This is a genomic window from Nocardia sp. NPDC049190, assembly GCF_040648115.1.
In the GTDB taxonomy this organism is placed as follows: Bacteria; Actinomycetota; Actinomycetes; order Mycobacteriales; family Mycobacteriaceae; genus Nocardia.
On record NZ_JBEZDE010000020.1, the window covers coordinates 42,010 to 64,285 of the forward strand.

Annotated in this window: 27 protein-coding genes; 15 read left to right on the forward strand and 12 right to left on the reverse strand. The window is 67.3% G+C overall.

All coding sequences use genetic code 11. The features are described from left to right. Window positions 1–45 precede the first annotated feature (45 nt). Complete coding sequence (locus AB0B25_RS18555) at window positions 46–630, reverse strand: TetR/AcrR family transcriptional regulator C-terminal domain-containing protein (RefSeq protein WP_357180689.1); 585 nt, start codon at window positions 628–630, stop codon at window positions 46–48. A gap of 181 nt (window positions 631–811) precedes the next feature. Between AB0B25_RS18555 and bioB the strand changes: the two genes are divergently transcribed. The 5 genes from bioB (at window position 812) to AB0B25_RS18580 (ending at window position 4,059) form a co-directional block, all read left to right on the forward strand. Continuing rightward, the gene (bioB, locus tag AB0B25_RS18560; protein ID WP_357180904.1) at window positions 812–1,798 is read left to right on the forward strand and encodes a biotin synthase BioB; all 987 of its coding nucleotides are present in this window, start codon (window positions 812–814) and stop codon (window positions 1,796–1,798) included. A 33-nt stretch (window positions 1,799–1,831) separates the two neighbouring features. Beyond that, entirely contained in the window at window positions 1,832–2,059 is a 228-nt protein-coding gene (locus AB0B25_RS18565) for a hypothetical protein (protein ID WP_357180692.1), read from the forward strand. Continuing rightward, a complete protein-coding gene (locus tag AB0B25_RS18570) occupies window positions 2,059–2,721 on the forward strand; it encodes a DUF2567 domain-containing protein (protein ID WP_357180695.1) in 663 nt (220 codons plus the stop codon). Before AB0B25_RS18565 ends, AB0B25_RS18570 begins: the two co-directional genes overlap by 1 nt. A 94-nt stretch (window positions 2,722–2,815) precedes the next feature. Further along, window positions 2,816–3,349, forward strand: coding sequence for a DUF1353 domain-containing protein (locus AB0B25_RS18575; RefSeq protein WP_357180697.1), 534 nt, complete (start codon window positions 2,816–2,818; stop codon window positions 3,347–3,349). Window positions 3,350–3,504: 155 nt separating this feature from the next. Next, window positions 3,505–4,059: an AAA family ATPase gene (locus tag AB0B25_RS18580; RefSeq protein WP_357180700.1), complete on the forward strand. Its 555-nt coding sequence runs from the start codon at window positions 3,505–3,507 to the stop codon at window positions 4,057–4,059. Between the two features lie 335 nt (window positions 4,060–4,394). Here the strand turns inward: AB0B25_RS18580 and AB0B25_RS18585 are convergent, their stop codons facing one another. Continuing rightward, on the reverse strand, window positions 4,395–4,601 hold the full coding sequence (locus tag AB0B25_RS18585) for a DUF397 domain-containing protein (protein WP_357180703.1): 207 nt from the start codon (window positions 4,599–4,601) through the stop codon (window positions 4,395–4,397). Beyond that, window positions 4,591–5,481 carry a helix-turn-helix transcriptional regulator gene (locus tag AB0B25_RS18590; RefSeq protein ID WP_357180706.1) on the reverse strand — a complete coding sequence of 297 codons (891 nt, stop codon included), beginning with the start codon at window positions 5,479–5,481 and terminating at the stop codon, window positions 4,591–4,593. The genes AB0B25_RS18585 and AB0B25_RS18590 overlap by 11 nt, the downstream gene beginning before the upstream one ends. Before the next feature lie 270 nt (window positions 5,482–5,751). On the opposite strand from AB0B25_RS18590, the gene AB0B25_RS18595 reads away from it, so the two are divergent. Both AB0B25_RS18595 and AB0B25_RS18600 read left to right on the forward strand, forming a co-directional pair. After that, window positions 5,752–6,249, forward strand: coding sequence for a DNA-directed RNA polymerase subunit beta (locus AB0B25_RS18595; protein WP_357180709.1), 498 nt, complete (start codon window positions 5,752–5,754; stop codon window positions 6,247–6,249). Next, window positions 6,239–6,607, forward strand: a complete 369-nt coding sequence (locus AB0B25_RS18600; protein ID WP_357180712.1) for a hypothetical protein — start codon at window positions 6,239–6,241, stop codon at window positions 6,605–6,607. Before AB0B25_RS18595 ends, AB0B25_RS18600 begins: the two co-directional genes overlap by 11 nt. A gap of 146 nt (window positions 6,608–6,753) precedes the next feature. Here the strand turns inward: AB0B25_RS18600 and AB0B25_RS18605 are convergent, their stop codons facing one another. Then, entirely contained in the window at window positions 6,754–7,062 is a 309-nt protein-coding gene (locus tag AB0B25_RS18605) for a YciI family protein (RefSeq protein ID WP_357180714.1), read from the reverse strand. Between the two features lie 327 nt (window positions 7,063–7,389). Between AB0B25_RS18605 and AB0B25_RS18610 the strand changes: the two genes are divergently transcribed. Next, entirely contained in the window at window positions 7,390–7,827 is a 438-nt protein-coding gene (locus AB0B25_RS18610) for a DoxX family protein (protein ID WP_357180717.1), read from the forward strand. Window positions 7,828–8,217: 390 nt separating this feature from the next. On the opposite strand, the gene AB0B25_RS18615 is transcribed toward AB0B25_RS18610, so the two are convergent. Genes AB0B25_RS18615 through AB0B25_RS18625 form a run of 3 tightly spaced genes read right to left on the reverse strand, consistent with a single transcriptional unit; the run spans window position 8,218 to window position 10,287 of the window. Continuing rightward, complete coding sequence (locus tag AB0B25_RS18615; RefSeq protein WP_357180907.1) at window positions 8,218–9,003, reverse strand: ABC transporter permease; 786 nt, start codon at window positions 9,001–9,003, stop codon at window positions 8,218–8,220. Window positions 9,004–9,019: 16 nt separating this feature from the next. After that, window positions 9,020–9,859 (reverse strand): ATP-binding cassette domain-containing protein, encoded by an 840-nt coding sequence (locus AB0B25_RS18620; RefSeq protein ID WP_357180719.1) that lies wholly within the window; start codon window positions 9,857–9,859, stop codon window positions 9,020–9,022. Then, window positions 9,856–10,287, reverse strand: a complete 432-nt coding sequence (locus AB0B25_RS18625) for a MarR family transcriptional regulator (RefSeq protein ID WP_357180910.1) — start codon at window positions 10,285–10,287, stop codon at window positions 9,856–9,858. Before AB0B25_RS18625 ends, AB0B25_RS18620 begins: the two co-directional genes overlap by 4 nt. 168 nt (window positions 10,288–10,455) lie before the next feature. On the opposite strand from AB0B25_RS18625, the gene AB0B25_RS18630 reads away from it, so the two are divergent. Together AB0B25_RS18630 and AB0B25_RS18635 are read left to right on the forward strand one after the other, a co-directional pair. Next, complete coding sequence (locus AB0B25_RS18630; RefSeq protein ID WP_357180722.1) at window positions 10,456–10,635, forward strand: hypothetical protein; 180 nt, start codon at window positions 10,456–10,458, stop codon at window positions 10,633–10,635. Window positions 10,636–10,679: 44 nt separating this feature from the next. Beyond that, the gene (locus AB0B25_RS18635) at window positions 10,680–10,850 is read left to right on the forward strand and encodes a hypothetical protein (protein ID WP_357180725.1); all 171 of its coding nucleotides are present in this window, start codon (window positions 10,680–10,682) and stop codon (window positions 10,848–10,850) included. A gap of 205 nt (window positions 10,851–11,055) precedes the next feature. Here AB0B25_RS18635 and AB0B25_RS18640 read toward each other — a convergent pair whose 3' ends face one another. Further along, window positions 11,056–11,814, reverse strand: coding sequence for an NUDIX domain-containing protein (locus AB0B25_RS18640; RefSeq protein WP_357180728.1), 759 nt, complete (start codon window positions 11,812–11,814; stop codon window positions 11,056–11,058). Between the two features lie 77 nt (window positions 11,815–11,891). Here AB0B25_RS18640 and nadA point away from each other — a divergent pair, with 77 nt between their 5' ends. From nadA to AB0B25_RS18660, 4 genes are all read left to right on the forward strand, one after another. Beyond that, entirely contained in the window at window positions 11,892–12,935 is a 1,044-nt protein-coding gene (nadA, locus tag AB0B25_RS18645; protein WP_357180730.1) for a quinolinate synthase NadA, read from the forward strand. A 133-nt stretch (window positions 12,936–13,068) separates the two neighbouring features. Beyond that, window positions 13,069–14,640 (forward strand): L-aspartate oxidase, encoded by a 1,572-nt coding sequence (locus AB0B25_RS18650; protein ID WP_357180733.1) that lies wholly within the window; start codon window positions 13,069–13,071, stop codon window positions 14,638–14,640. A gap of 65 nt (window positions 14,641–14,705) precedes the next feature. Next, complete coding sequence (nadC, locus tag AB0B25_RS18655) at window positions 14,706–15,566, forward strand: carboxylating nicotinate-nucleotide diphosphorylase (RefSeq protein WP_357180736.1); 861 nt, start codon at window positions 14,706–14,708, stop codon at window positions 15,564–15,566. 181 nt (window positions 15,567–15,747) lie between these two features. Continuing rightward, window positions 15,748–16,533 carry an oxidoreductase gene (locus AB0B25_RS18660; protein ID WP_357180738.1) on the forward strand — a complete coding sequence of 262 codons (786 nt, stop codon included), beginning with the start codon at window positions 15,748–15,750 and terminating at the stop codon, window positions 16,531–16,533. Window positions 16,534–16,610: 77 nt separating this feature from the next. On the opposite strand, the gene AB0B25_RS18665 is transcribed toward AB0B25_RS18660, so the two are convergent. Beyond that, a complete protein-coding gene (locus tag AB0B25_RS18665) occupies window positions 16,611–17,303 on the reverse strand; it encodes a nitroreductase (protein WP_357180740.1) in 693 nt (230 codons plus the stop codon). Window positions 17,304–17,554: 251 nt separating this feature from the next. Here AB0B25_RS18665 and AB0B25_RS18670 point away from each other — a divergent pair, with 251 nt between their 5' ends. Continuing rightward, window positions 17,555–18,310 carry a thioredoxin domain-containing protein gene (locus AB0B25_RS18670; RefSeq protein ID WP_357180742.1) on the forward strand — a complete coding sequence of 252 codons (756 nt, stop codon included), beginning with the start codon at window positions 17,555–17,557 and terminating at the stop codon, window positions 18,308–18,310. 57 nt (window positions 18,311–18,367) lie between these two features. Here the strand turns inward: AB0B25_RS18670 and AB0B25_RS18675 are convergent, their stop codons facing one another. The 3 genes from AB0B25_RS18675 to AB0B25_RS18685 form a co-directional block, all read right to left on the reverse strand. Beyond that, entirely contained in the window at window positions 18,368–19,546 is a 1,179-nt protein-coding gene (locus AB0B25_RS18675; protein ID WP_357180744.1) for a winged helix DNA-binding domain-containing protein, read from the reverse strand. 275 nt (window positions 19,547–19,821) lie between these two features. Then, window positions 19,822–21,246, reverse strand: a complete 1,425-nt coding sequence (locus AB0B25_RS18680) for an FAD-binding oxidoreductase (RefSeq protein WP_357180746.1) — start codon at window positions 21,244–21,246, stop codon at window positions 19,822–19,824. Between the two features lie 54 nt (window positions 21,247–21,300). Next, entirely contained in the window at window positions 21,301–22,233 is a 933-nt protein-coding gene (locus tag AB0B25_RS18685) for an NADP-dependent oxidoreductase (RefSeq protein WP_357180747.1), read from the reverse strand. Window positions 22,234–22,276: the final 43 nt, after the last annotated feature.

Below are 22,276 nucleotides of genomic sequence, written 5' to 3' on the forward strand. Positions count from 1 at the left end.
GACGGGGGGACCCGCTCGGCGCCGATCGTTCCGTCGGCGGGCGACTCAGCGGACGCTCGTGCCGAGCAGGTGGCGCACGCCGGCGATGAACAGCTGCAGGCCGAAGTCGAAACGTGCGGTGGCGTCGGGGGTTTCGGTTACCGGCGAGGCGTCCTCGGTCAGCGCGCCGGCCGAGTCCATCTGTATCCGGGACTGTTCGTCGACCGTCTGGCCGAGCACGTAGTGCAACAGGGTGAATGCGGCGAGTTCGGCTTCCGACTGTGGCATCCCCGCGCGAATTGCGACGCTCGCCAAGCGTTCCCGGCCCTTGCTGGTGGTGAGCCTGGACGCGTATGTCGCCGAGACCAATTCCGCGCCGTCCCGATAGGTCAGCAGACAGTCGCGTAGCCGGTGTGCCAATTCGGCGATCTGTCCGGACCATTCCTCGGCCGCGATCGGGTCGTCCATCGGCGCGAGGATCCGGTCCGCGACCGCGCCCAGCAGCGCTTGTTTGTTGGGGAAGTGCCAGTACAGCGCGCCCGGTTGCACCTGGAGGGAACCGGCCAACCTGCGCATGGTGAGGTCGGCCAGACCGTACTGGTCCAGAATCGCGATGGCGCCGTCGATCACGTCCGCGCGGTGCAGCTGCACTCGAATGGCCTTCCCGTCGTTTTTGACGCTCTGTTACCGCTACCCTAGCCTGAACACCGTTCAAGTTGCACGGCCACCTCGGCCGAACGAAGGGATTCGTGCAGTGACCCAGGCCCCCTTAGACACGACTGACACGACGGCCGCCACGGCGCCGGAACCGACCGACACCCGGACCTCGAGCATCCTGACAATCGCCCGCGAGCAGGTGCTCGAGCGCGGCGAAGGACTGACCCAGGAGCAGACCCTCGAGGTACTCCGGCTCGGCGACGACCGGCTGGAAGAGCTGCTGGCCCTCGCCCACGAGGTGCGGATGAGATGGTGCGGCCCGGAAGTCGAGGTCGAGGGCATCATCAGTCTCAAGACCGGCGGATGCCCGGAGGACTGCCACTTCTGCTCCCAGTCGGGGCTGTTCCAGTCGCCGGTGCGCGCCGCATGGCTGGATATCCCCAGCCTGGTCGAGGCGGCCAAGCAGACCGCGAAGACCGGAGCCACCGAATTCTGCATCGTCGCCGCGGTCCGCGGCCCGGATGAGCGACTGATGGCCCAGGTCGCCGCCGGAGTCGAGGCGATCCGCAACGAGGTCGACATCCAGGTCGCGTGCTCGCTGGGCATGCTCACCCAGCAGCAGGTCGACCAGCTCGCCGCCATGGGTGTGCACCGTTACAACCACAACCTGGAGACTTCCCGCTCGTACTTCCCCAATGTGGTCACCACGCACACTTGGGAAGAGCGCTGGGGCACGCTGAGCATGGTCCGAGCGGCTGGCATGGAGGTGTGCTGCGGCGGAATCCTCGGCATGGGGGAGACCCTGGAGCAGCGCGCGGAATTCGCCGCGAACCTGGCCGAGTTGGCGCCCGACGAAGTGCCGCTGAACTTCCTCAACCCGCGCCCGGGCACTCCGTTCGGCGACCTCGAGGTGCTGCCCGCCGCCGACGCGCTGCGTGCCGTCGCCGCGTTCCGCCTCGCGCTGCCGCGCACGATACTGCGCTTCGCGGGTGGCCGGGAGATCACCCTCGGCGACCTCGGCGCCAAGCAGGGCATCCTCGGCGGTATCAACGCGGTGATCGTCGGAAACTACCTGACCACCCTCGGCCGCCCCGCCGAACAGGACTTGGACCTGCTCGGCGAGCTGAAGATGCCGATCAAGGCGCTCAACGAAACGCTGTGACCGGGCTGGGTTGCCAGGAGAGAGGCTCCGACCATGGGTACTGTCATGGGTATGGACGAGCGCTACAACCCGTTCACCGGCAAGCGAATCGTGCCGGGGCTCGATGATGTGATCCCGGCGGCCGCCGCGTTGGGCTTGGAGCCGCCGCGCTTCTGCGCACAGTGCGGCCGCCGCATGATCGTGCAGGTGAGTCCGGACGGTTGGTGGGCGAAATGCTCCCGGCACGGCGTGCTCGACTCGGCTGTTCTGGAACGCCGCTGATGATGGCAGTGGCAGCACAGGCACAGGGTGGGATACGGCGCGAGGTGCGTGCCGCGGTGGTGGTGGCCGTCTTGGTGGTGGCGGCGAGCGCGATCGGCGGCGTCGGCTGGGGTTGGTCGGCGCCGACCGAGCGGTTGCTCGTGGTCGAGCCGGGCCGTGGTTCCGTGCTGACCGGTGAGAGCATGCACCACTTCGACGCGTTGGCGACATTCGTCCTCGCCGGTGCGGTGCTCGGCGGGCTCTCGGCGATCGCGGCATGGCGGTGGCGGTCCGCGCGCGGACCGCTGCTGCAGATCGGCTTGCTGATCGGTTCCGGTGTGGGCACGGTGGTGATGGCGCAAGTCGGCGAACAGGTCGCCGCGTGGCTGCATCCGCGTCCGCACAACCCGCCGGTCGGACAGATCGTCACACTGCCGATCGAGGTGGGCAGTGTGCTGGCCCTGATCGTGCAGCCGCTGATCGCGTCGTTCGTCATGCTGTTTCTCGCCGCGCTGACCGTTTCGGAAGATCTCGGCACCGGAACCCGTTCCGGTCGGGTCGCCGGCGAATCCTTCGATACCGCAGGCGCATTCACGCCTTACGGTGACGGTGCGCGCGGTGGCGAATCGCCCTACCGTGGCTACGAACCGGCTGGCGATCCGCTGCCCGAGTTCCGCCGCTGACCCTTTGTCCGAACCGTCGCCACAGCGGCGCCGTTTGGGTATCGAGCCACCCTACAGTGGGGATACACACACTGTGGGCGGGAAGGAAGAGGACGTGACTTTCGTTGGGGGTGGGCCGGTTGTCGAGGAACTCGACGCAAAGTTCTGGCGGGTAACCGAGCCGCTGGTGTATCGCGGCGACACTGAGGAATTCGTGATCCCCGCCGGGTTTCGCACCGACTTCGCTTCGGTGCCGCGACCGTTCGTCTGGCTGATTCCGCGCTACGGTCTGTACACCCGCGCCGCCATTCTGCACGATTATCTACGCAGTTCAGATGCTGTGAGTGTCGCCGACGCCGACGGTCTGTTCCGGCGATGCCTGCGCGAACTCGGGGTGTCGGTGCCGCGACGCTGGATGATGTGGTCGGCGGTGCGCGCAGGCAGTCGGTTGCGTGGCGCGAGCGCTCGGGACATCGTCAGGTTCGTCGTCACCGCCGCGCCTTCGGTGTTCTTCCTCGCGGTCCCCGCGGCGGTGGTGACGGTATTCCTCGCGTTGTTCTGGATGGTCGAGTTGGCGTTCTGGGCGGGCGGCCGGTTGGCGCAGCGCACCGATGCTCCGCCGCCCGAGCCGCAGATGAAGGCTGCCTGAGCCGTCACGCGGCCGCCGGGCGCAGGTAGGTAGTCGGGGCATTGGGATCATCTGGAATGTGTTGCGGAAAATGATTCGCGCAGAACCGTCCCGGCGCGCGTGTTCGGCCTCATGAGCTGCGATGCTGTGGCCCGGTCTCACGGTATGGTGCGCGAATGACCCAGGAACGGGATCTGCTGCCTACGCTCGTCGTCGTCAGCGGTCCACCTGGAACCGGCAAGTCGACGCTGGCCCACGCCCTCGCCCGTGCGATCGGCTGCCCGGCCGTCTGCCGGGACGAGATCAAGGAGGGGATGGTCCACGCGACACCGGATTTCCGCCCCCGCCCGGATGACGCACTGAACGTGCGCACTCTGCCGGTGTTCTTCGGGGCGCTGGACCTGCTGCTGCGGGCCGGCGTCACGGTCGTAGCCGAAGCCGCCTTCCAGGACCGATTGTGGCGCCCCGGTCTGACACCCCTACTGGCGCACGCCCGGATACGCATCGTCCACTGCACGGTCGACCCTGCCGTCGCCACGGCGCGAATCCGGCAGCGTCGCATCGACGATCCACGACGCAGCGCCCATTCCGATCCACAACAGCCAGTAGCCACGGCGGTCGCGTTCGACCGAGTCGCACTAGGCGTGCCGTCGCTCGAAGTCGACACGACCTCCGGCTACCAACCGAGCCTTGCTGCGATCACCGAGTTCGTGAACAGCGGAGATCGATGATCGAGGTCTGCGCCGTGTGGCGGAAGCGTCGAAGGCGGAGAGAGGTGCTGAAACACGATGTGGCACCCTCGAATTCGACTCGGTGAGTACAGCGGCGAGGTCCACCAGGCGAACTGTCCACACACCGCTTCACGGTCGAGGAGATGTGGTGAAGGACCCTTCGCAGTGGGGTACCGCTGCTACATGTCGCTGATTATGAAGCGCGCAGGTCATGGTCGGTTCGTTCGGTGCCGCCGAGTCGGTTTACGGCCGACGCACCGACAATACGCAGGTAAGCCCCGCCGACCTCGACACGCCATACCGGCGTCGGGAGGCGGGGCTTCCTGATTCGACGGCTACGGACGGCTGAATTCGCCGTCTGTCACGCCTGCGGTGAAGGCATCCCATTCGCCGGGCGTGAAGACCAGCGCAGGTCCGGTCGGGTTCTTGGAGTCGCGCACCCCGACCTTGCCTCCGTCGAGGAATGCAACCTCTACGCATTCCTTCCCAGCCTGGCTCCGGCTACTTTTGAACCACCTGGCCTCGGATAGATCAACGTTCACGCTGCTCATACTCCCTTGCTACCTGCCGTAGCAGATTCCTGCTGGCTGCTGCATCCCACGCGGCTTGCCGGATGCCTTCATAGGACCGATGGTAACGGTTCACGTCATCGGGTTTTTCCAGGTACATGTCGCCGACCGCGCCTTCGAGATACACGACCGGCGGCTCAACGGCTTGGGCGTAGGCCGCGTTTCCGAACTCGAGGATCACGAAGGGTGGCATCGATATGCCGTCTGGGAACCCTGCCTCGAACGGGAGCACCTGGATCGTGACGTTCGGGCGGGTGGACATGTCGGCGAGATGACGAAGCTGTGTGGCCATCACTTTTCGACTCCCCGCCACTCGTCGCAAGGCAGCCTCGCCAATCACCACGTCGAGGGTTACCGGTTGCGTCTTCCTGGTAACGATATTCTGGCGGTGTGTCTTGATCTGTACTCGCTGTTCGCGCTCGGCATCGGTGGAATCGGCCCATGCCAGCTGGACGAGCGAACGATCATAGTCGGCAGTTTGAAGTAGGCCGGGCACAAGATCGGGCTGGTATGAAACGAGCCGAACCGCAGCAGCTTCCAATCCAACGTAGACGTCGAAGTCCTTGGGGATCACGTCGCCGTATTGATGCCACCAACTCTTCACGTTGGATTGCCGAGCTAGTCCGATCAGCGCGGTGGTCAGATCTTCATGGACGCCGTACAAGTCGCAAATAGCCTGGATGTCGCGCGATTTGATGCGCGAGTTCTGGCCTTTCTCCAGCCTGTTGAGGCTTGTCGCCCCCATCTCCAGCAGCTGCGCGGCCTTGGCTTGGCTCAACCCGGCTCGCGTCCGCCATTCCGTCAGGTAGCGGCCGAGCTGACGGCGCGGCAAAGTCGATCCCGCATCAGGCATCTCTTGTTCCCCTCCGTTTCGACGACGTGGACTCCTCCACATCGGAGGAATTGTTTCACCTCGGCCGGATGGTGTCCTGAGGATTCGGAGAACTTTTCTCGGAGCGCCCGATTCGGAGTCGCTGAGGCGAGGTGACGCTGTCTCATGGAGACGCGCCCGGTAGGGAGGTTGTTCGAGTCGCTCCGACGCTCCCGCACCTGGTTTCCCCTCGCAGCCGATCCGCTGGGGCCGGGCGCACCTATCGGCTACGGACGTGAGCAAGGAGCGCAGATGGAGATTCAACCGTTCGGGGACAATCCGGTGTCCCGCTGTGCCTTCTACCGGCAGGAGTGTGACTTGCCCGCCGTGATCGATCCGCCCGAGTCGGGCCGGATCGTGCTGCGTGCCGGGCGGGTATGGGGCGTGACGATGCCGACCAGGCTCGGGCAAGCGGTCAAGGCGCACATGCAGTGCCGAAGTGTGGGGCTGGGTCCGGTTGTCGGACATCCACGTTCGACCCGGTGGACCTTTCTGATTCAGCCCGATGTGCCGGATGACGACAGGCTGTTCGCGCGGCTGTTCCGGTTGGACGTGTCGGTCTCTCGGGCAGGGGCAACGATCGCGCTGCCCTCGCCGACTGCGTCATCGGGGGCGATCCGGCAGTGGATAGTTCCGCCGCGGAATGGGTTTCGACCCTCCGGTTCCGTAGTGATCGAGGCGGTGCGGGCGTGGGCGGAACAGACTGTGCCTCGGCGTCGGTGTTCGCGCGGGGTGTCGGATGGTGGATGACGAGATCCCTCGACCGGCGGTGTTGCGGTTGTTGCCGGGTGGTCGCCAGGACGGGCCGTCACCGTTGGAACGGCGGTGGCGTCGGCTGGTGCTCGCGGCCCCGCGGCCGTTCTTTCCCGGCTCCGATCACCTCGACATTCGCAGGTCGGATCTGTCGACGGTGTGGTCGGAGTTGGCGCACGACAATCCGGCGTGGGCGGTATCCAGTCGGGAGAACGCGGTACAGGCGCGGCGAATCCACCGCGACTGCGACGCCATGCAGTGCGCCACCCTAGTCGCGGCGATTATCGTGACCCGCAACGATTTCGAGTACTTTCGCGACCGCGAGCCCACGCGCGAGTGCCGCCGGAGGCGATGACATCCGCGCGTCCCAGAGGAACCGGGCCGTTGGAGGACTCGAATCCCGTCGGCCTCTCGGTTCAGCGAGGGAGGCGTCGCGGACTTGGATCCCATCAGCGTCGTGTCTTGGCGATCCGGGGGCGTCGCAACTGGCCGCGCAGGTAATCAGGGTTTACGGAGTCCGGTGAAGGAAGGCCCGACGCGGACCGGCCGGATCTCGATACGCCGCCAGACGTCGCCGGTCATGTACGGCTCGATGGCGAGCCATTCGTCGACTTCGCCGCGCGAATCGAACTCGAGGACGAGCATCGAGCCGATCATCGCACCCGAATCATCGAGAAGGGCTGTGCCATACAGCATCTTGCCTTCAGCGACCAACTTGTCACCGAGAGCGAGATGTTCCGCACGTACAGCCATCCGTCGTGCCTGCGCGTCGGCGTCGGTGCCGTCGAAGCCCAGAAGCATGAACTGCATGGATGCCCTCCTCGATCGACCAGCGTCGCAGCACATCGTTCCTGGGAACGATCCGCACCACAACGTACTGGTCGCCGAACCGCCGAGTTATGCGACGCCTCGCGGTGCGTGCTGCGGTCCACGCAGCCGTCCTGAATCGCCTCGGACTTCTGGCTGAGGCGCTGTCGGCTTTCCTCGGCAGCAGGCCGGAGCCGTTGAATGGATGATCGTTCGTGAACAGCAGCGGTTCGGAAAATCTTCGCAGACGGCGATGAGATCTGGCACTGCGCTTCGTCCTATCTGTTGAACGCGCCACCAACCCGGCGCGACCGACCAAAAGGACCAGAAATGACCACCGCCAACCCCGCCGCCAACTTCTCCGACGACGTCACCAACCGTCCCGGCAAGATCCGCAACCGCGCCCTGTGGACCCTGCAGATTCTGCTCGGCCTGTTCTTCGTCATCGCCTCCGGCGGACCGAAGCTCGTTATGCCGAACGCCCTGACGGACAACGCGCCCGAGAATCTGACCATTCCGCTGGGGCTGCTCATCTTCATCGGAGTTGTGGAGGTCGCGGGTGGTATCGGCCTGATGGTGCCACGGCTCAGCGCCCTGGCTGCCACGGGTCTGTCCGTTCTCACCGTGCTCGCCGCCGGGACGCAGGCTTTCCTCGCCGACAAACCCTTGATGGGAATCTTCCCCCTGGTGCTCGCCGCGATCTTCGCCTGGATCGCCTACGAGCGCCGCGCCACCATCACCGATCTGCGCAACTCGCTCTCGCGCTGACTAATCCATAAGTACGTCCGGCGATCGGTGGCCCACCCATCGATCGCCGGTCGTGCGTTCTCGGATCGATCGCCCGTCGGGTTGGCGGCGATCGATCCAGCGGCCACCTGGTCCGCGGCGCCCCGGCCCGGGCGCCGCACCAGGTGGCCGTTGTCGCGTCCGGGGTGATCGACAGTTCGAGTGGTCCGACCTTGGTCCGGAGCTGTCCTCAGGCGCACGCGGGTTCAGTGTCATGCCTGTTCAGGGTGCTCGCCTGACACTGATGGAATGGCGATCCGGTCGGCCACACCATGACCGCGTTAGACCTTGGCGCCGCGTTGGTCCTCGGCAGAGCCCGTCCGGCGGAGACGTGGTGCCGCGGCTCGTGGCGGCAACTCCGAGGGGAGAGAGCTACCGCGTCAGGCGCCCCAGCAGCGAAGAGGCACAGGCGATTCCAGCGATCCCGGTCAGCGTCAGCACTGCCAGATCCAGCCACAGGTGGTAGGAGCCGCCGATCAACAGGCCACGGAGCGCATCCACTTCGTAACTGAGCGGGTTCACGTGGCTGACGACGCGCAGCCACGGCGGCATCAGATCCAGCGGGTACAGCGCGTTCGAGGCGAAGAACAGCGGCATCGTGATCGCCTGCCCGATTCCCATCAACCGGTCACGTTTCGCCACGACACCTGCGATGGTCATCGACAGGCAAGCGAAGAACGCCGCACCCAGAACCACGACGACCACCGCGCCGAACAATCTGGCCGGGTTCATGGTCACGTGCACGCCCATGACCAAGGCCAGCGCCACGATGATCAGCACCTGCGCCACCGCGCGCACGCCGGCCGCGAAGCACTTTCCGGTGATCAGAGCCGCACGTGGCGTCGGGGTGACCATGAGCTTGTTGAGAATGCCCGCGTCCCGGTCCCAGATCAGCAGGATGCCGTAGAAGATCGAGATGAACAGCGCCGACTGGGCGATGATCCCCGGCGCCAGGAAGTCCAGGTACGGCAGGTCCCCGGTGGGGATGGTGCGCAGTCGGGAGAATGTGGTGCCGAAGATCAGCATCCAGAGCACCGGTTGCACCCCGCGAGTCACCAGTTCGGTGCGATCGTGGCGCAACTTCTGCAACTCGACCAGCACGAAGGTGGTGATTCGTGAGCCGAGTGCGACAAGCCGCGCGGCGCCCCGTGGCGCCAGTCGCACGGGCGGGTAGTCAGCTCGCGCGTTGAGCGGTTCGACGTGTGTTTCGGACACCGCGCAGCCCTCCCTCCGTCGTTGTGCCGTCATCGAGGCCGGCTTCGGCGTGGTGGCGGAATACGTCATCGAGGGTGGCGTCGGGTCGGAGCGCGGCCTTCAGTTCCGCCGGCGTCCCGACTGCCTGCAATCGGCCCTTGTGCAGCAGTGCGATCCGATCGCACAAGGTGTCGGCCTCGGCCATGTAATGGGTGGTCAGCAGCACTGTTGTGCCGAATCGGTGTCGCAGATCGCGCACGCGGTCCCAGACGCTGTCACGCGCGATCGGATCCAGACCGACCGTCGGCTCGTCGAGAATCAGCAGCGCGGGCCGATTGACCAGTGCCTGCGCCAACTCCAGTCGGCGAATCATTCCGCCGGAATAGCCGCCGGCCAGCCGATCGGCCACCTCGAGCAGGTTCATCGCGGCCAACACCTCGTTCACCCGCTCGGCCCGCTCGCGACGCGGCACATCGAACAGCCGCGCGAACCAGGTCACGTTCTGCCGCCCGGTCAGCGTCGCCTCGATGGACAGCTGTTGCGGCACGTAGCCGAGGTTGTAGCGGATGTCCGCGTCGCGGCGGCCGACCTCGAGACCGAGCACCCGGATCGTGCCGTCCTGCACAGGCATCAACGTGTTCAACAGCCGGATCGTCGTGGTCTTCCCGGCGCCGTTGGGACCGAGCAGACCGAACACTTCACCGCGCTCGATGCGCAGATCCAGGCGATCGACCACGATGTGCTCGCCGTAACGGTGCGTCAGGCCCGTGCATTCGACAGCTGGGCAATTCAGTGGTGGATCAACGGATTTCGATGTCATCGTCGCTTACCTTGTTCGTACTCGTGCAGGATGCCGGTCACCTTGTCGACGACCGCCAGCCCGCGAACCAACTGATCTCGCTCATCGGTGCTCAACTCGTCGAGAGCCGCCGCGATCAGGCCGTGCCGGCGCCGGCGGGTCTCGTCGACCGTGCGCTGCACCTGGGCGGGCAGGCTCAGCCGCATCACCCGCCGATCCGCTGGATCCGCCTCCCGTACCAGCAACTCTGCCTGCACCAGCGCCGTGACGAAGGTCGACACACTATTGGGAGCCAAGCCCAGCTCCGCGGCGGCCGCCTTCACCGAGATAGCCGGGTTACGGCCGACCAGGCGCAGAAACTCCGCCTGCGAGGCGCTCACCTCCGGCTGATCGAACGATCGACCCGCCATCCGCGAGACCTGCCGACGGAAGCGCCCGAACGCACTCATCAGTCGCCCGACCAGCTCCGCGTGGGTTGTGACCTCGGATGTTCTCGCCATGTCGCTGAGGATACCTCTTACTCAGAGGTAAATGACAGGGCAACGAGGGATGGGATTTCGCACGATCAGACCCATCGCCATGACGGGCCGTCGCGACCCGGTGGCATCGTCCACCTGATGGCCGCGAAGATCTGCATCGCCCGGCCGCGGCCCGCGGACGTGCGGTGCGATGTAGTGGAGTCGCTGGTGGACGGCTACGAAGTGACGTCATCGTTCGACGAGGAACGACCCGGAATCGGCCACTCCGGCCAGCGGCAGAAAGTAGCTGGAGGCGGAGTAATTTCGCTGATACCGTGATCCGGCCGCAACGAAGGAGTGGCTCGTCGAAGGGAGGTCCGGTGATGAATCGCGCACGGACGGCCGCGCCCTCGGCGTCGACTGGTGAGCGGGCCGATCTGATCGCTTGGCGGCGGCGGGATGCGTTGCGGCGCAGCAATGCCGCGCGCCCGGTGCCGAGTAAACGAGAGTATCGGCGCGGGCGCAAGCACCGCAAAGCGGCAACCGAGTACTGAGCGGGAAGTCGGCGGGGGTGGGAGTGCCGCCGCCGGCTCTGCGAATCGATACCGATACCGGTGTCGAGCCCATCGACTCGGTGATCCTGTGTGGATGCCAACGGGGCAGGATGTGGACGCTGATCTGGATTTTGGTGCGTGACCTCGGTCAACTCGCGTAGCTGTCCGGGCCCGAAGACCCGTGGTTACCGTCCGGGTCGGTGGCTCAGGTCGGCGGGCGCAGCGCCGCGAATTCGTCGGTCACGCGTAAGCCCGAGTCGGTGAAGCGGTAGACCGCTGCCGGTCGCCCGCCCGCGCGGCCGGGAGCGGCGGTGGCGCCGGTGGGCGTGATCACCTTACGGCGGGAGAGGACTCGCTGCAGGTTGGTGGTGTCGACGTCATATCCGAGTGCGGCGCAATAGATTTCGCGCAACGTGGACATGGTGAATCGATCCGGCGCGAGCGCGAAGGCGATGTTGGTGTAGGAGAGTTTCGCGGCCAGGCGGGTGCGGGCGTGGTCGACGACGGTGCGGTGGTCGAAGGACATGGCCGGCAGCGCGGAGACCGGATGCCAGGCGGTGTCGGACGGCAGTTTCGGGTCCGCGGTGAGCGGGACCAGGCCCAGGTAGGCCGAGGCGATGCGGCGGGGGCTCGGTACCCGGTCCGGGGCGCTGAACACCGAGAGTTGTTCGAGGTGGGTCAGCTCGCGCACGTCGACCTTCTCGGCGAGCTGGCGGCGCGCGGAGGTATCGAGGTCCTCGTCGTCGCGTAGCTGCCCGCCGGGCAGTGACCAGGTGCCTTTCTGTGGGTCGAGCGCGCGCTCCCACAGCAGCACGGCCAGTTCGGTCCGCTGGTCGGGCGGGCAACGCCGCAGCATGCTTTCTGTGCTGGCAGTAGGGTCCGTACCTGCGGCGATTGGTGCGGGGAAGCGGCGAACCTGGAACACCGCGGTGAGCGATTCGTGGCTGGTGCTACTATGGGTCACGTTTTCGATTGTAAGTCGAAAACCTGGTTGGGTGCGAATCGGTGGTGAAGCCGATCGCACGAGGAAGGGAGCCATCCATGGCGACGACGGGTGTGAAACTGGCGCCCCCGCTGATGGGGCAGGTGTTCGACGGACCCGCGGGGTTCGCGGGTGTCGAAGCGACGCCGGAATGGGCGCAGGAGGTCAAGCGGCTCGCCGAGGAGCGCAACGCGACCATCCTCGCGCACAACTATCAGCTGCCGGAGATCCAGGACGTGGCCCACCATGTCGGCGATTCGCTGGCGTTGTCCCGGATCGCGGCCGAGGCGCCGGAGGACACCATCGTGTTCTGCGGCGTGCACTTCATGGCCGAGACCGCCAAGATCTTGAGCCCGGCCAAGACGGTCCTCATTCCGGACCAGCGGGCGGGGTGCTCACTCGCGGACTCCATCACCGCCGCCGAGCTGCGCGCCTGGAAGGCCGAACACCCGAATGCGATCGTGGTCTCCTACGTGAACACCACGGCCGAGGTGAAAGCGCTCACCGACATCTGCTGCACGTCGTCCAACGCGGTGGACGTGGTCGCCTCCATCGACCCCGACCGCGAGGTGCTGTTCTTGCCGGACCAGTTCCTCGGCGCGCACGTCAAACGCGTCACCGGCCGGGCGAACGTACACATCTGGGCCGGCGAATGCCATGTGCACGCGGGCATCAACGGTGACGAGTTGACCGAGCAGGCGCGCACCCATCCGGACGCGGAGCTGTTCGTGCACCCCGAATGCGGGTGCGCCACGTCGGCGCTGTACCTCGCGGGCGAGGGCGCCTTCCCGGCCGAGCGGGTGCACATTCTGTCCACCGGCGGCATGATCGACGCGGCGAAGGCGGCGACGTCGAACCAGGTGCTGGTGGCGACTGAGATCGGCATGCTGCACCAGTTGCGCAAGGCCGCGCCGGGCATCGACTTCCAGGCCGTGAACGACCGGGCCTCGTGCAAGTACATGAAGATGATCACTCCGGCGGCACTGCTGCGCTGCCTGGTCGATGGTCGCGACGAAGTCCATGTCGATCCGGAAACCGCTGCGCTCGGTCGCAATTCGGTGCAGCGGATGATCGAGATCGGCAATCCGGGCGGTGGTGAATGACGTCGACCTCTGCCCTGGTGGCAGTGGTCGGGCTCGCGCGGAACGCGGTGGCTTCCGCGCGAGTGCGGACCACCGCGAATCCGGGTGACAACGCCGCGGATTCGGTGGCTGGAGCACGGGCAGGCGTAGGCCGATGACCACCCGGTTCCCGATCGATTGGGAGGCCGAGGCCGATTTCGTCGTGATCGGCGGCGGCGTCGCGGGGCTGACCGCGGCGCGAACCGCGTCGCTGCGCGGCCTTCGGGTGCTGACGCTCAGCAAAGGCGGGCCGACCGACACGTCGACGCAGTACGCGCAAGGCGGCATCGCCGTTGTCGCGCCGGACGGGGATTCGGTCGAATCCCACGTGCACGACACGGTGGAAGCCGGTGTCGGGTTGTGCGACGTGGACGCGGTGCGCTCCATCGTCGAGGGCGGCCAAGCCGCGCTCGACGCGTTGACCGATCTCGGCGCGGTCTTCGATCTGGGCCGCGACGGTCGGATCTCGCGGACCCGCGAGGGCGGGCACAGCACCCGCCGGATCATCCACGCGGGCGGAGACGCCACCGGCGCGGAGGTGCAGCGGGCGCTGAACGAGGCCGATCTGCCGGTGTTGTTCGGCACCACGGTCGGCGAGATCAGCACCGGGCCGAACGGTGTGCAGGGTGTTGTCGCTGTGTCCGATCAAGGATTCGGTGTCGTGCACGCGCCCGCGGTGCTGCTGGCCACCGGCGGGCTCGGCCGACTGTACGCGCTGAGCACAAACCCGCCCGGCGCCACTGCCGACGGCATCGCGCTCGGGCTGTGGGCCGGTGCGGTCGTCGCCGATCTCGAATTCGTACAGTTCCATCCGACCGTGCTGTACACCCCGGGTGGGATCGGGCGCAGGCCGCTGATCAGCGAGGCAGTACGCGGCGAGGGGGCGATACTCGTCGACACCGAGGGCGATTCGGTGACCGACGGGCTGCATCCGCGCGGTGATCTCGCGCCGCGTGACGTGGTGTCCCGCGCCATCGCCGCCCGGATGCGCGCGCTGGGTACCGACCACGTCTACCTCGACGCGCGCGCGATCGACGGCTTCCGGCAACGGTTTCCGACGATCACCGCCTCGTGTCTGGCCGCGGGCATCGATCCGGGCACGGACCTGATTCCGGTGGCGCCGGCCGCGCACTATCAGTGCGGCGGACTCGTGACCGACACCCACGGCCGTACCGGAGTCGCCGGCCTGTATGCGGCGGGCGAGGTCGCGCGCACCGGTCTGCACGGCGCGAACCGGCTTGCCTCCAACAGTCTGCTCGAGGGACTGGTCGTCGGCGAGCGTGCCGGGGCCGCCGCGGTCGAACGGCTGGGTGTGCCCGCGACGGTGACCGCGGTCGGCGCCCGCGTCACCGAGTACGCCGATCGCGACGCGGTACAGCAGTTGATGACCACGCACGCGTCGGTCGTCCGCGACGGCGCCGGTCTCGACGAAGCGCTCAAGCGGCTCGACGACGTGGCGACTACGCGCGAAACATGCTCAGCGCCCGCGACTGCGGTCGCGGCGATCGAGGACGCGGCGCTCACCCTCGCGGCGCGAACCCTGCTGCTCGCCGCGGCCGCTCGCACCGAAAGCCGTGGCTGCCATACCCGATCGGATCATCCGGACCAGGTGACCGCATTGCGGCACAGCCTCCCGATCCGACTGAATTCCGAGGGCGTGCCGGAGCACGCACCAGTAACCCCCTGACCACAGCCGTCGAGTAGGGATCGCGGCGGGATGCCGCCCACTCGGCGAGAGAAAGGAGCGCTTCGATGGCTCTGGATTCCGCACTGGATCGCGACGAGGTGCAGCGGATCATCCGCCTGGCGCTGGACGAGGATCTGCGCTACGGCCCGGACGTCACCACGGTGGCCACCGTGCCCGCCGACGCGGTCGTGCAGGCATCGGTGGTGTCGCGGCAGCCGGGGACCGTCGCCGGCCTCGACGTCGGGCTGCTGGTGCTCGACGAGGTGATCGGCGCGGGTGACTACGAGATCACCGGCCGGGTCGCCGACGGGACCCGGGTGGCGCCCGGGCAGTCCGTACTGACGGTGGTCGCGCCGACCCGCGGGTTACTCACAGCCGAGCGCACCCTGCTCAACCTCGTCTGTCACCTCTCCGGCATCGCGACCACGACAGCTGCCTGGGTCGACGAGGTCGCGGGTACCGGGTGCGGCATCCGCGACAGCCGCAAGACCCTGCCGGGGCTGCGCGCGCTGCAGAAATACGCGGTCCGGGTCGGCGGGGGTGTGAACCACCGCATGGGTCTCGGCGATGCCGCGCTGATCAAGGACAACCACGTCGTCGCGGCCGGGTCGGTGGTGGAAGCATTGCGCGCGGTCCGCGCGGTCGCTCCCGGCATCGCCTGTGAGGTCGAGGTGGACAGCCTGGAACAGCTCGATGCCGTGCTCGCCGAGGATGTGGAACTCGTCCTCTTGGACAACTTCCCGCTCTGGCAGACACAGGCAGCCGTGCAGCGTCGCAACGTCGCGGCGCCCGCGACGAAGCTGGAGTCCTCGGGTGGCCTGAGCCTCGCTGCCGCCGCCGATTACGCCCGTACCGGCGTCGACTACCTCGCCGTCGGGGCCCTCACCCACTCGGTGCGGGTGCTCGACCTCGGGCTGGACATGTAAGCGGACGCGGTCGGCGCGCCCCCCTGCCGGGGCAACGCTGCTTGATCTTCGTGGCCGGGTTCGATTCGCTGATCGGTCGCCTGCGGTCCGACACTCCGGCGGTCGCGGACTGGACCTTGCGCAGGTGAGCCGGGTTAGCGTGGTCGGGATCACCCACCGCGCGGACGAGGGGAGCAGCAGCATGGATCTACATCTGTCGGGCAAGATCGCTGTCGTGACCGGCGCGAGCAAGGGTATCGGTCTCGCGGTAACCCGAGCGCTGGTGGAGGCCGGCGCTCACGTCGTGGCGGGGTCACGCGGCCGTGGACCCGATCTCGGTGTGCTGGAAGAAGCCGGGAAGGTGACGTTCGTGTCCGTCGATTTGTCGCAGCCCGGCGGCGTCGGTGACCTGATAGCGGCGGCGAGGGAGCGCGGCGGCATCGATGTGCTGGTGAACAACGTCGGCGCGCTCAGAATGCAACCGGGCGGTTTCGCCGGCGTCACCGACGACCAGTGGCGGAGTTCCTGGGAGCTCAATGTGATGGGGACGGTGCGGCCGACCCGCGCCGCTCTGCCGCAGATGTACCGACGCGGTGGCGGATCGATCGTCATCGTCGGATCAGTCAACGCGTACCTTCCCGACCCCCGGATCTACGATTACTGTGCCGCCAAGGCCGCTGTCACCAACTTCGGCAAGGCGTTGTCAAAGGAATTGGGGCCGAAGAACATTCGTGTCAACTCCATAAGCCCCGGGCCGGTGACGACCGGAATGTGGCTGGACCGAGGCGGGGTGGCGGACACGCTCGCGGGCGCCAGCGGTCAGACCGCCGACGAGGTCATGTCCGCGGCAGTGGGCGCCACCCCGATGGGCCGGTTCACCACCCCGGAACAGGTTGCCGAGTTGGTCGTGTTCCTGGCCAGCGACCGGTCCGCCAACATCACCGGATCCGACATGAGAATCGACGGCGGCTTGGTCACCACGCTGTGAGACAGCCGACCAGTCGCCCGCGTCGTAATCGTGGCGCTCATGCCCGCGGCTCGGCGCCATCGAATGCATATTGTCGATCAGTAATCGAGGAACGTGACGTTCTCATCGATGGGCTGACGGCCGATCCGGAGATTGTTCGCCGGGAAGGCCGGGTCTGGGTAGCCGACGGCCAGGCCACACAAGACCGAAAACTCCGGTGGGATGGCGAGCTGTGCGTGGACGATCTCGGGGTAACCCGCGATAGAAACCTGAACGCACGTTCCCAGGCCGCGTGCGGTCAAGGCCAAGAGCAATGTCTGCAGAAACATCCCCACGCCGATGGCATCGACACAACCGAGGTCGCGATGCATACACACGATCCCGGCCAACGGCGCGCGGAAGAACTCCCAGTTGCGCAGAACTGCTGTTCGCCTGGCGTCGGTATCTTCGCGCGCGATTCCCATCGACCCATAGACCTGGGCGCCCAGGTGCCGGCGCAGATGAGCGAACGAGGGGGGTAGCACAGGGACTCGCGGCGGCCGTCCGTGAGCCTCGCGCAGCAAAGCGACCACGAGACGGTCCCGGGCAGCTCCGGACGCGAACACCAGGTGCCATGGCTGGATGTTGGAACTCGACGGCGCACGGATCGCCAGCGCCAGCGCCTCGTCCACCAATCTCCGCGGCACCGGTCGATCAGGCAGGAACATCCGCGTCGAACGGCGTTCCTTGATCACTTCCTCGAGGTCGAACACGAACTCCTCCAACCCGGGCACGGACAGTGGTCGGTTCATCGTCGGACCCCGGCGCGGCGAAGCAGCTAGCGACCGACCTGCTCGTCGCGGTGCCGGCGGCCTGAATTCAGGCCAGAGCTTCGAATCGTCAGACTACCCGTCCGGAATCCGAGACCGAGCACTCCGACGAGCCGCGATCTCGCCACCCGCGCCGGAGCCGGATTCGGCTCTCGGCGACCTTCGGTCGGTTCGGCAGCCGCTATCGTTGCGGAGCGAATTGTTCGGCGAACGGAAAGTAGTGGGAACTCGGAATGGACACCTACCAGGGGGGTTGGTCGAGCCCGCCGCCCGTGCCACGGGACAGCAACAACAGCAAACTCAGCCTGATGGTGGCGGCCGGCTTGCTGGTGGCGCTGGTCGTGACGATCGGCACTGGAGTCGCGGTGCGGTCGGTGCGTTCGAATGTGGTCGGTGGCATCGCGACGGCTGCGGGAAGCGACGGTCGGGCCCCCGCGGGCGTCGCCGCGAACGGTGCGATCCGGATCGGCGAGCCTGCAGCCAAGGTTGTTGTCCGCGTGGTCGCGGATCTGCAGTGCCCCGCGTGCCGGTCGTTCGAGCGAGCGAACGGCAAGGTGCTGGAGGACGCGGCGAAAAGTGGCGCCGCCGTGGTGGAGTACAACGTCATCTCCTTTCTGGACCGGGCGTCCACCGACAAGTACTCGTCGCGGGCGGGTAACGCGTCGTACTGTGTGGCCCGGTTCGATCCGTCGAAGTACCAGGGATGGTTGGCGACGATGTTCGACAAGCAGCCCAAGGAGGGCGGCGCCGGTCTCTCCGACGGAAAGTTGATCGAGATCGCCAAGCAGGCCGGTTACACCGATCCTGCTGTGGCCACATGCATTACCGATCGCAAGTACGACGCGTACCTCAGGCAGAAGACCACCGAGGTGCTCGACAGCGGCGTCAACAGCACCCCATCTGTCTTCGTCAACGGTGTGCAGGTCACCGATCCCGGACAGCTCATGACCCGGGGCGGGCTCGGTCCGGTGATCGTCGCCGCACGGTAGGTGCCGTGGTCCGACGCGCCGGCGGGTGCGTCGGGAGATCGCGGTGGTGCTCGGCGTTCAGGCGGTGAGTTCGCGTTCCAGTGGCGTCCGGAATCGCGGAATGGCGCGAACATCGCCGAACCACTCGGTGCTTCGCTGCGCCTCTGTCGCGATCAGCGCCTCCGCGTCGGCCCCCACGTCCTCGAGCAAGCGCCAGACGATCTCGCCGTCCTTGCGCTGTGCCCAGCCGCCGACGATCCGCCCATCCCACCAGACAGTGGGGCCGATATTGCCGTTGCGGTCGAACAGGCGCGGTGCGTGCGGTCCGAGAAACCAATCCCGCGACTGCCACCCCATCGGCGTCGGATCCAGGGCGGGCAACAGCGCCGCCCAGGGTTGCGGTGCCGGCACGGGCTCGAGGTCGTCGGCCAACAGCACGCCGACCGTGCCGTCCAGATCGACCTCGACCAGATCGAGAGCGCCGAGCGTCGAGCGCACGTCGCGGAGAGTCCAGCCGGTCCACCACGTGATATCGGCGACCGGCGCCGGCCCGAACGCGCGCAGCCAGCGACGGACCAGTTCGACTCGGGCCTGCGCGGCGGTGACGGTCGCGATGCCGTCCGGCAGCCAGGATTCGACCGGCGCCCAGGTGTACTGGCTGCTCGCCCAGCTGCCGTTCGGCCTGCCCCGCACGATGCGGCCCTCGCAGCCCAGCGTGACCAGCACCCAGGTGGTGATGTTCGTCGGTTTCGAATAGGCCTTGTCCGGAGCGGTATTCACCTGGGTGCGCAGGCGCGCGACGTCCTTGCTCAGCTGTATGCCGGTTGCGGCGCCCCTGGTCGACAGCGCCTGGTGGGTCTCGGCTTCGACCTGGCGGAGCCAGCCCAGCGCATCACCGTCGCCGATGCCTGCCTGGTGCAGGTACCTGCTGTAGGTGCGCCGCTGCTTGTGCGCCAACGCATCCGCGCACGAAGCCTGCAGGATCGCCACGAGGTCGACCGGCACGACGAACATGGTTCGCCGCATAGCCAGCATGCGCAGCAGCGTGCGGTCTTCGTAGAGGGCCTGTTCGACCTCGGCCGGCGTGATATCGCGGCCGCGGGCCGCGACCGCGAGGAATACGGTGGCCGGATCGGTCGCGTGCAGGGCAACCAGCGACTCGGCGATCTCGGCGGCCCGGTCGGACCGCTCCGTCGTCGCCAGCCGGTGCCGCACGGCCAGCCGAGCGCGGCGCTGGGCGGCATCGATCGAACGCATAGGCGAATCCTAGCGTGCGATTCGGTGACTCGTGTTTCGCAGTCAGGTGGCGACGTTCGACACTCGGGATCACGCGATTCACCGGCCATGCCACCGGCCCATGTCATGCGCCCGGTTCCTCGGCCAGGCCGCCACAGGCGATCTATAACTAACCGAGTTGAGTGTGTAGTCGGGTGCTTTCTCTGGCGTGCCGGCTCGGATCGAGCGAGGTTCGCTGGCCTCGCGGGTGGGTTCGATACAGCCGGAGGATCGTGCGTGATTGGTTGCGCAGCGAGTCAGCCGACGGGGTAGTTGCTGCGGAATATGCCCTGCGGGTCCAGGCGCTGTTTGATGGTGCGCAGTCGGCGCAGGGTGTCGGGTGCGACGGCGTCCGCGGCTGTTTGTCCCGGTGCCAGGAAGGTGAATGGTGTTCGACCGCTGCGTGTTTCACCTAGGGATTCGAGACGCGTACGGATGCTTGTGTCGATGTTCGCGGCGGTTTGTGGTGTTGTGTGCGGTGCGACGAAGGTGATTTGATACGGCTCGGTCATCGGTCCGGGCGCGGTGGTGGTCTGCCGTGCGAGGGCGCCGCCGAGGTGGCGGATTCGAATGGTGATCAGCGGCGGAATCGGTGTGGTCAGTATGTTGTCCACGGCGGTGGGGTCGAGGTGGGTCAGCAGTTCGGTGCGTGATCGGGCGGCGGTGGGGGCGGCCGGCTCATTGCCGATGGTGCCGAGGTCGGTGAGCGGTAGGACCCTGCGGGTGTCGGCGACGGGGCCAGTGATGTGTTCGAGTGGCCGCAGCAGGGCGCGGGCCTGGTCGGTGTCACCGAGATGCAGCACGTCGATGCCGACTTGCGCCGGGCGAAACGGGATCTGTGTCAGGCTCCACCACAGTGTCAGCGCCTGCGGCGCCGCCGCGGTGATCTCCTGGAACGCGGCCATGACCTGCGGGGCGCGCTCGGCGGGCCAGCGCAGCCCGCCGCCGTAGAGCGCCGGGACCGGACGTACGTCGAGTTCGACCGCGGTGACCAGTGTGTAGTCGCCGCCTCCACCGCGCAGGGCCCAGAAGAGGTCCGGTTCGCAGGATGCTGTCACGTGGAGCGCGCGGCCCTGAGCGTCTACCACGTCGAAGGCCGTAACGCTGTCGGCGGCCCAACCGGCTGCGCGGGAGAACCAGCTCAGTCCGCCTCCGAGAACGTATCCGGTGACGCTGACCGCCGGGGAACTGCCGACCATTCCGGTCAGCCCGTGCGGGCTCGCGGCGTCCTGGAGTCGGCCCCACGACACGCCAGCGCCGACGCGTGCGGTCCGGCGGCCCGGGTCGACGCGGATTTCGCCGAGGCGGTTGGTGCGCACCAGGATTGCGCCGCCGGTGGCTCCGGAGGCGCCGTGACCGTTCGGTTGGATCGTCAGTCTGCGGCCGGCGTCGCGGGCGTATCGGACCAAGGCGGCGGCATCGGCGACTTCGACTACGGCGTCGACCGGTTGCTCGACAGCCAGATTCCAGGGCTTGCGGGCGTGGTCGAAACCGGCGTCGCCGGGTAGCAGTACGCGGCCGCGGACCATAGAGCGGAGTTTCTCGTTATCGGAGGCCGAGGCGTGGGCGCCGGAGTTCGCGCAGGCGGCGACCACGGCGGCGCTCCCGGCTGCGAGAAGGGTGCGTCGGCTCACCTCGAACGGTCGACGCTTTTGCGGTGTGCCGGAATTCGATTCGGTCATCTCAATCCTCGCTGATCGCGGGACAGCAGTGCATCGGACCCGACGGTGTGCAGGTCATGGGATCAGGACGGTCTTGCCGGCGAGCCGTCCGGCGACGGCGTCGTCGTGGACGGCGGCCAGATCGGTCAACGGTCGTCGCTGGGCCACATCGATCCGCAGTTCTCCGACGTCCACCCGAGCGGCGAGTTCGGCGAGCTGGGCGGCGTCGCTGCGCACGAAGACCTGCCTCACCCGCAGTCCGCGTCCGGAATGGGTCGGGCCGGGAGTGGCCGTGCTGACGAAGATTCCGCCGTCCGTGACCAGATTTGCCAGTCGCGCGCTCTGCTCGGGGGTGTCGCGCACGAGCTGCAGAACCGCGTCGAATCGCTGGTCCTCGACCGCCCGCAAGATCGGCGTGGTGGTGTAGTCGATGATCCGGGCGACGCCGTGGGCGGTGGTTCGGTCGCGGCTGCGTGGGCTCACGGTGGCAGTCACGATCGCACCGGTCCGGACCGCGAGTTGGACGGCGTATCCCCCCACGCCGCCGCCCGCGCCATTGATCAAGAGGGTGTGGCCGGAGCCCAATTCGGCGTATTCGAACAGCGCCTGCCATGCGGTGAGTCCGGCCAGCGGCAGTGCCGCGGCGTCGGCGAGGTCCACGGCCGCGGGGGCAGGGGCCAGAGCCTCGCTGGGCGCGACGACGTAGTCCGCGGCGGCACCCGGGGCGTCGGGTGGCAGCAGCGCGATCACCGGATCCCCGGCGTGCCATCCGGCGACGCCGTCCCCGACCTCGACGACGACACCTGACACGTCGCAGTTGGGGGTGTGCGGGAACGTCAGCGGAATCGCCTCGCGCAGTACGCCCGCGCGCAGCGCGACATCCAGCATGTTGAACGAGGTTCCGGCCACGCGGAGCACCACCTGCCCGGGGCCGGCCGTCGGCCGCTTCACTTCCTCGTCGACCAGGACGTCACTGTCGCCGTAGGAGTGGTAACGCACTGCCTTCATGGTTTCTCCCTGTCGCTATGTCTCGAACGTCGAGACACCAAGA

What these genes read in the sequence shown, in the direction of transcription:
- AB0B25_RS18605 (WP_357180714.1), bottom strand. Translation starts at nt 7,062, where the DNA reads ATGCAGTTCATGCTTCTGGGCTTCGACGGCACCGACGCCGACGCGCAG.
- AB0B25_RS18665 (WP_357180740.1), bottom strand. Translation starts at nt 17,303, where the DNA reads ATGAACCGACCACTGTCCGTGCCCGGGTTGGAGGAGTTCGTGTTCGAC.
- AB0B25_RS18660 (WP_357180738.1), top strand. Translation starts at nt 15,748, where the DNA reads ATGGATCTACATCTGTCGGGCAAGATCGCTGTCGTGACCGGCGCGAGC.
- AB0B25_RS18580 (WP_357180700.1), top strand. Translation starts at nt 3,505, where the DNA reads ATGACCCAGGAACGGGATCTGCTGCCTACGCTCGTCGTCGTCAGCGGT.
- AB0B25_RS18595 (WP_357180709.1), top strand. Translation starts at nt 5,752, where the DNA reads ATGGAGATTCAACCGTTCGGGGACAATCCGGTGTCCCGCTGTGCCTTC.
- AB0B25_RS18675 (WP_357180744.1), bottom strand. Translation starts at nt 19,546, where the DNA reads ATGCGTTCGATCGATGCCGCCCAGCGCCGCGCTCGGCTGGCCGTGCGG.
- AB0B25_RS18590 (WP_357180706.1), bottom strand. Translation starts at nt 5,481, where the DNA reads ATGCCTGATGCGGGATCGACTTTGCCGCGCCGTCAGCTCGGCCGCTAC.
- AB0B25_RS18650 (WP_357180733.1), top strand. Translation starts at nt 13,069, where the DNA reads ATGACCACCCGGTTCCCGATCGATTGGGAGGCCGAGGCCGATTTCGTC.
- AB0B25_RS18685 (WP_357180747.1), bottom strand. Translation starts at nt 22,233, where the DNA reads ATGAAGGCAGTGCGTTACCACTCCTACGGCGACAGTGACGTCCTGGTC.
- AB0B25_RS18635 (WP_357180725.1), top strand. Translation starts at nt 10,680, where the DNA reads ATGAATCGCGCACGGACGGCCGCGCCCTCGGCGTCGACTGGTGAGCGG.
- nadC (WP_357180736.1), top strand. Translation starts at nt 14,706, where the DNA reads ATGGCTCTGGATTCCGCACTGGATCGCGACGAGGTGCAGCGGATCATC.
- AB0B25_RS18565 (WP_357180692.1), top strand. Translation starts at nt 1,832, where the DNA reads ATGGGTACTGTCATGGGTATGGACGAGCGCTACAACCCGTTCACCGGC.
- AB0B25_RS18620 (WP_357180719.1), bottom strand. Translation starts at nt 9,859, where the DNA reads ATGACATCGAAATCCGTTGATCCACCACTGAATTGCCCAGCTGTCGAA.
- AB0B25_RS18625 (WP_357180910.1), bottom strand. Translation starts at nt 10,287, where the DNA reads ATGAGTGCGTTCGGGCGCTTCCGTCGGCAGGTCTCGCGGATGGCGGGT.
- AB0B25_RS18630 (WP_357180722.1), top strand. Translation starts at nt 10,456, where the DNA reads ATGGCCGCGAAGATCTGCATCGCCCGGCCGCGGCCCGCGGACGTGCGG.
- AB0B25_RS18570 (WP_357180695.1), top strand. Translation starts at nt 2,059, where the DNA reads ATGATGGCAGTGGCAGCACAGGCACAGGGTGGGATACGGCGCGAGGTG.
- AB0B25_RS18610 (WP_357180717.1), top strand. Translation starts at nt 7,390, where the DNA reads ATGACCACCGCCAACCCCGCCGCCAACTTCTCCGACGACGTCACCAAC.
- AB0B25_RS18680 (WP_357180746.1), bottom strand. Translation starts at nt 21,246, where the DNA reads ATGACCGAATCGAATTCCGGCACACCGCAAAAGCGTCGACCGTTCGAG.
- AB0B25_RS18600 (WP_357180712.1), top strand. Translation starts at nt 6,239, where the DNA reads ATGGTGGATGACGAGATCCCTCGACCGGCGGTGTTGCGGTTGTTGCCG.
- nadA (WP_357180730.1), top strand. Translation starts at nt 11,892, where the DNA reads ATGGCGACGACGGGTGTGAAACTGGCGCCCCCGCTGATGGGGCAGGTG.
- AB0B25_RS18670 (WP_357180742.1), top strand. Translation starts at nt 17,555, where the DNA reads ATGGACACCTACCAGGGGGGTTGGTCGAGCCCGCCGCCCGTGCCACGG.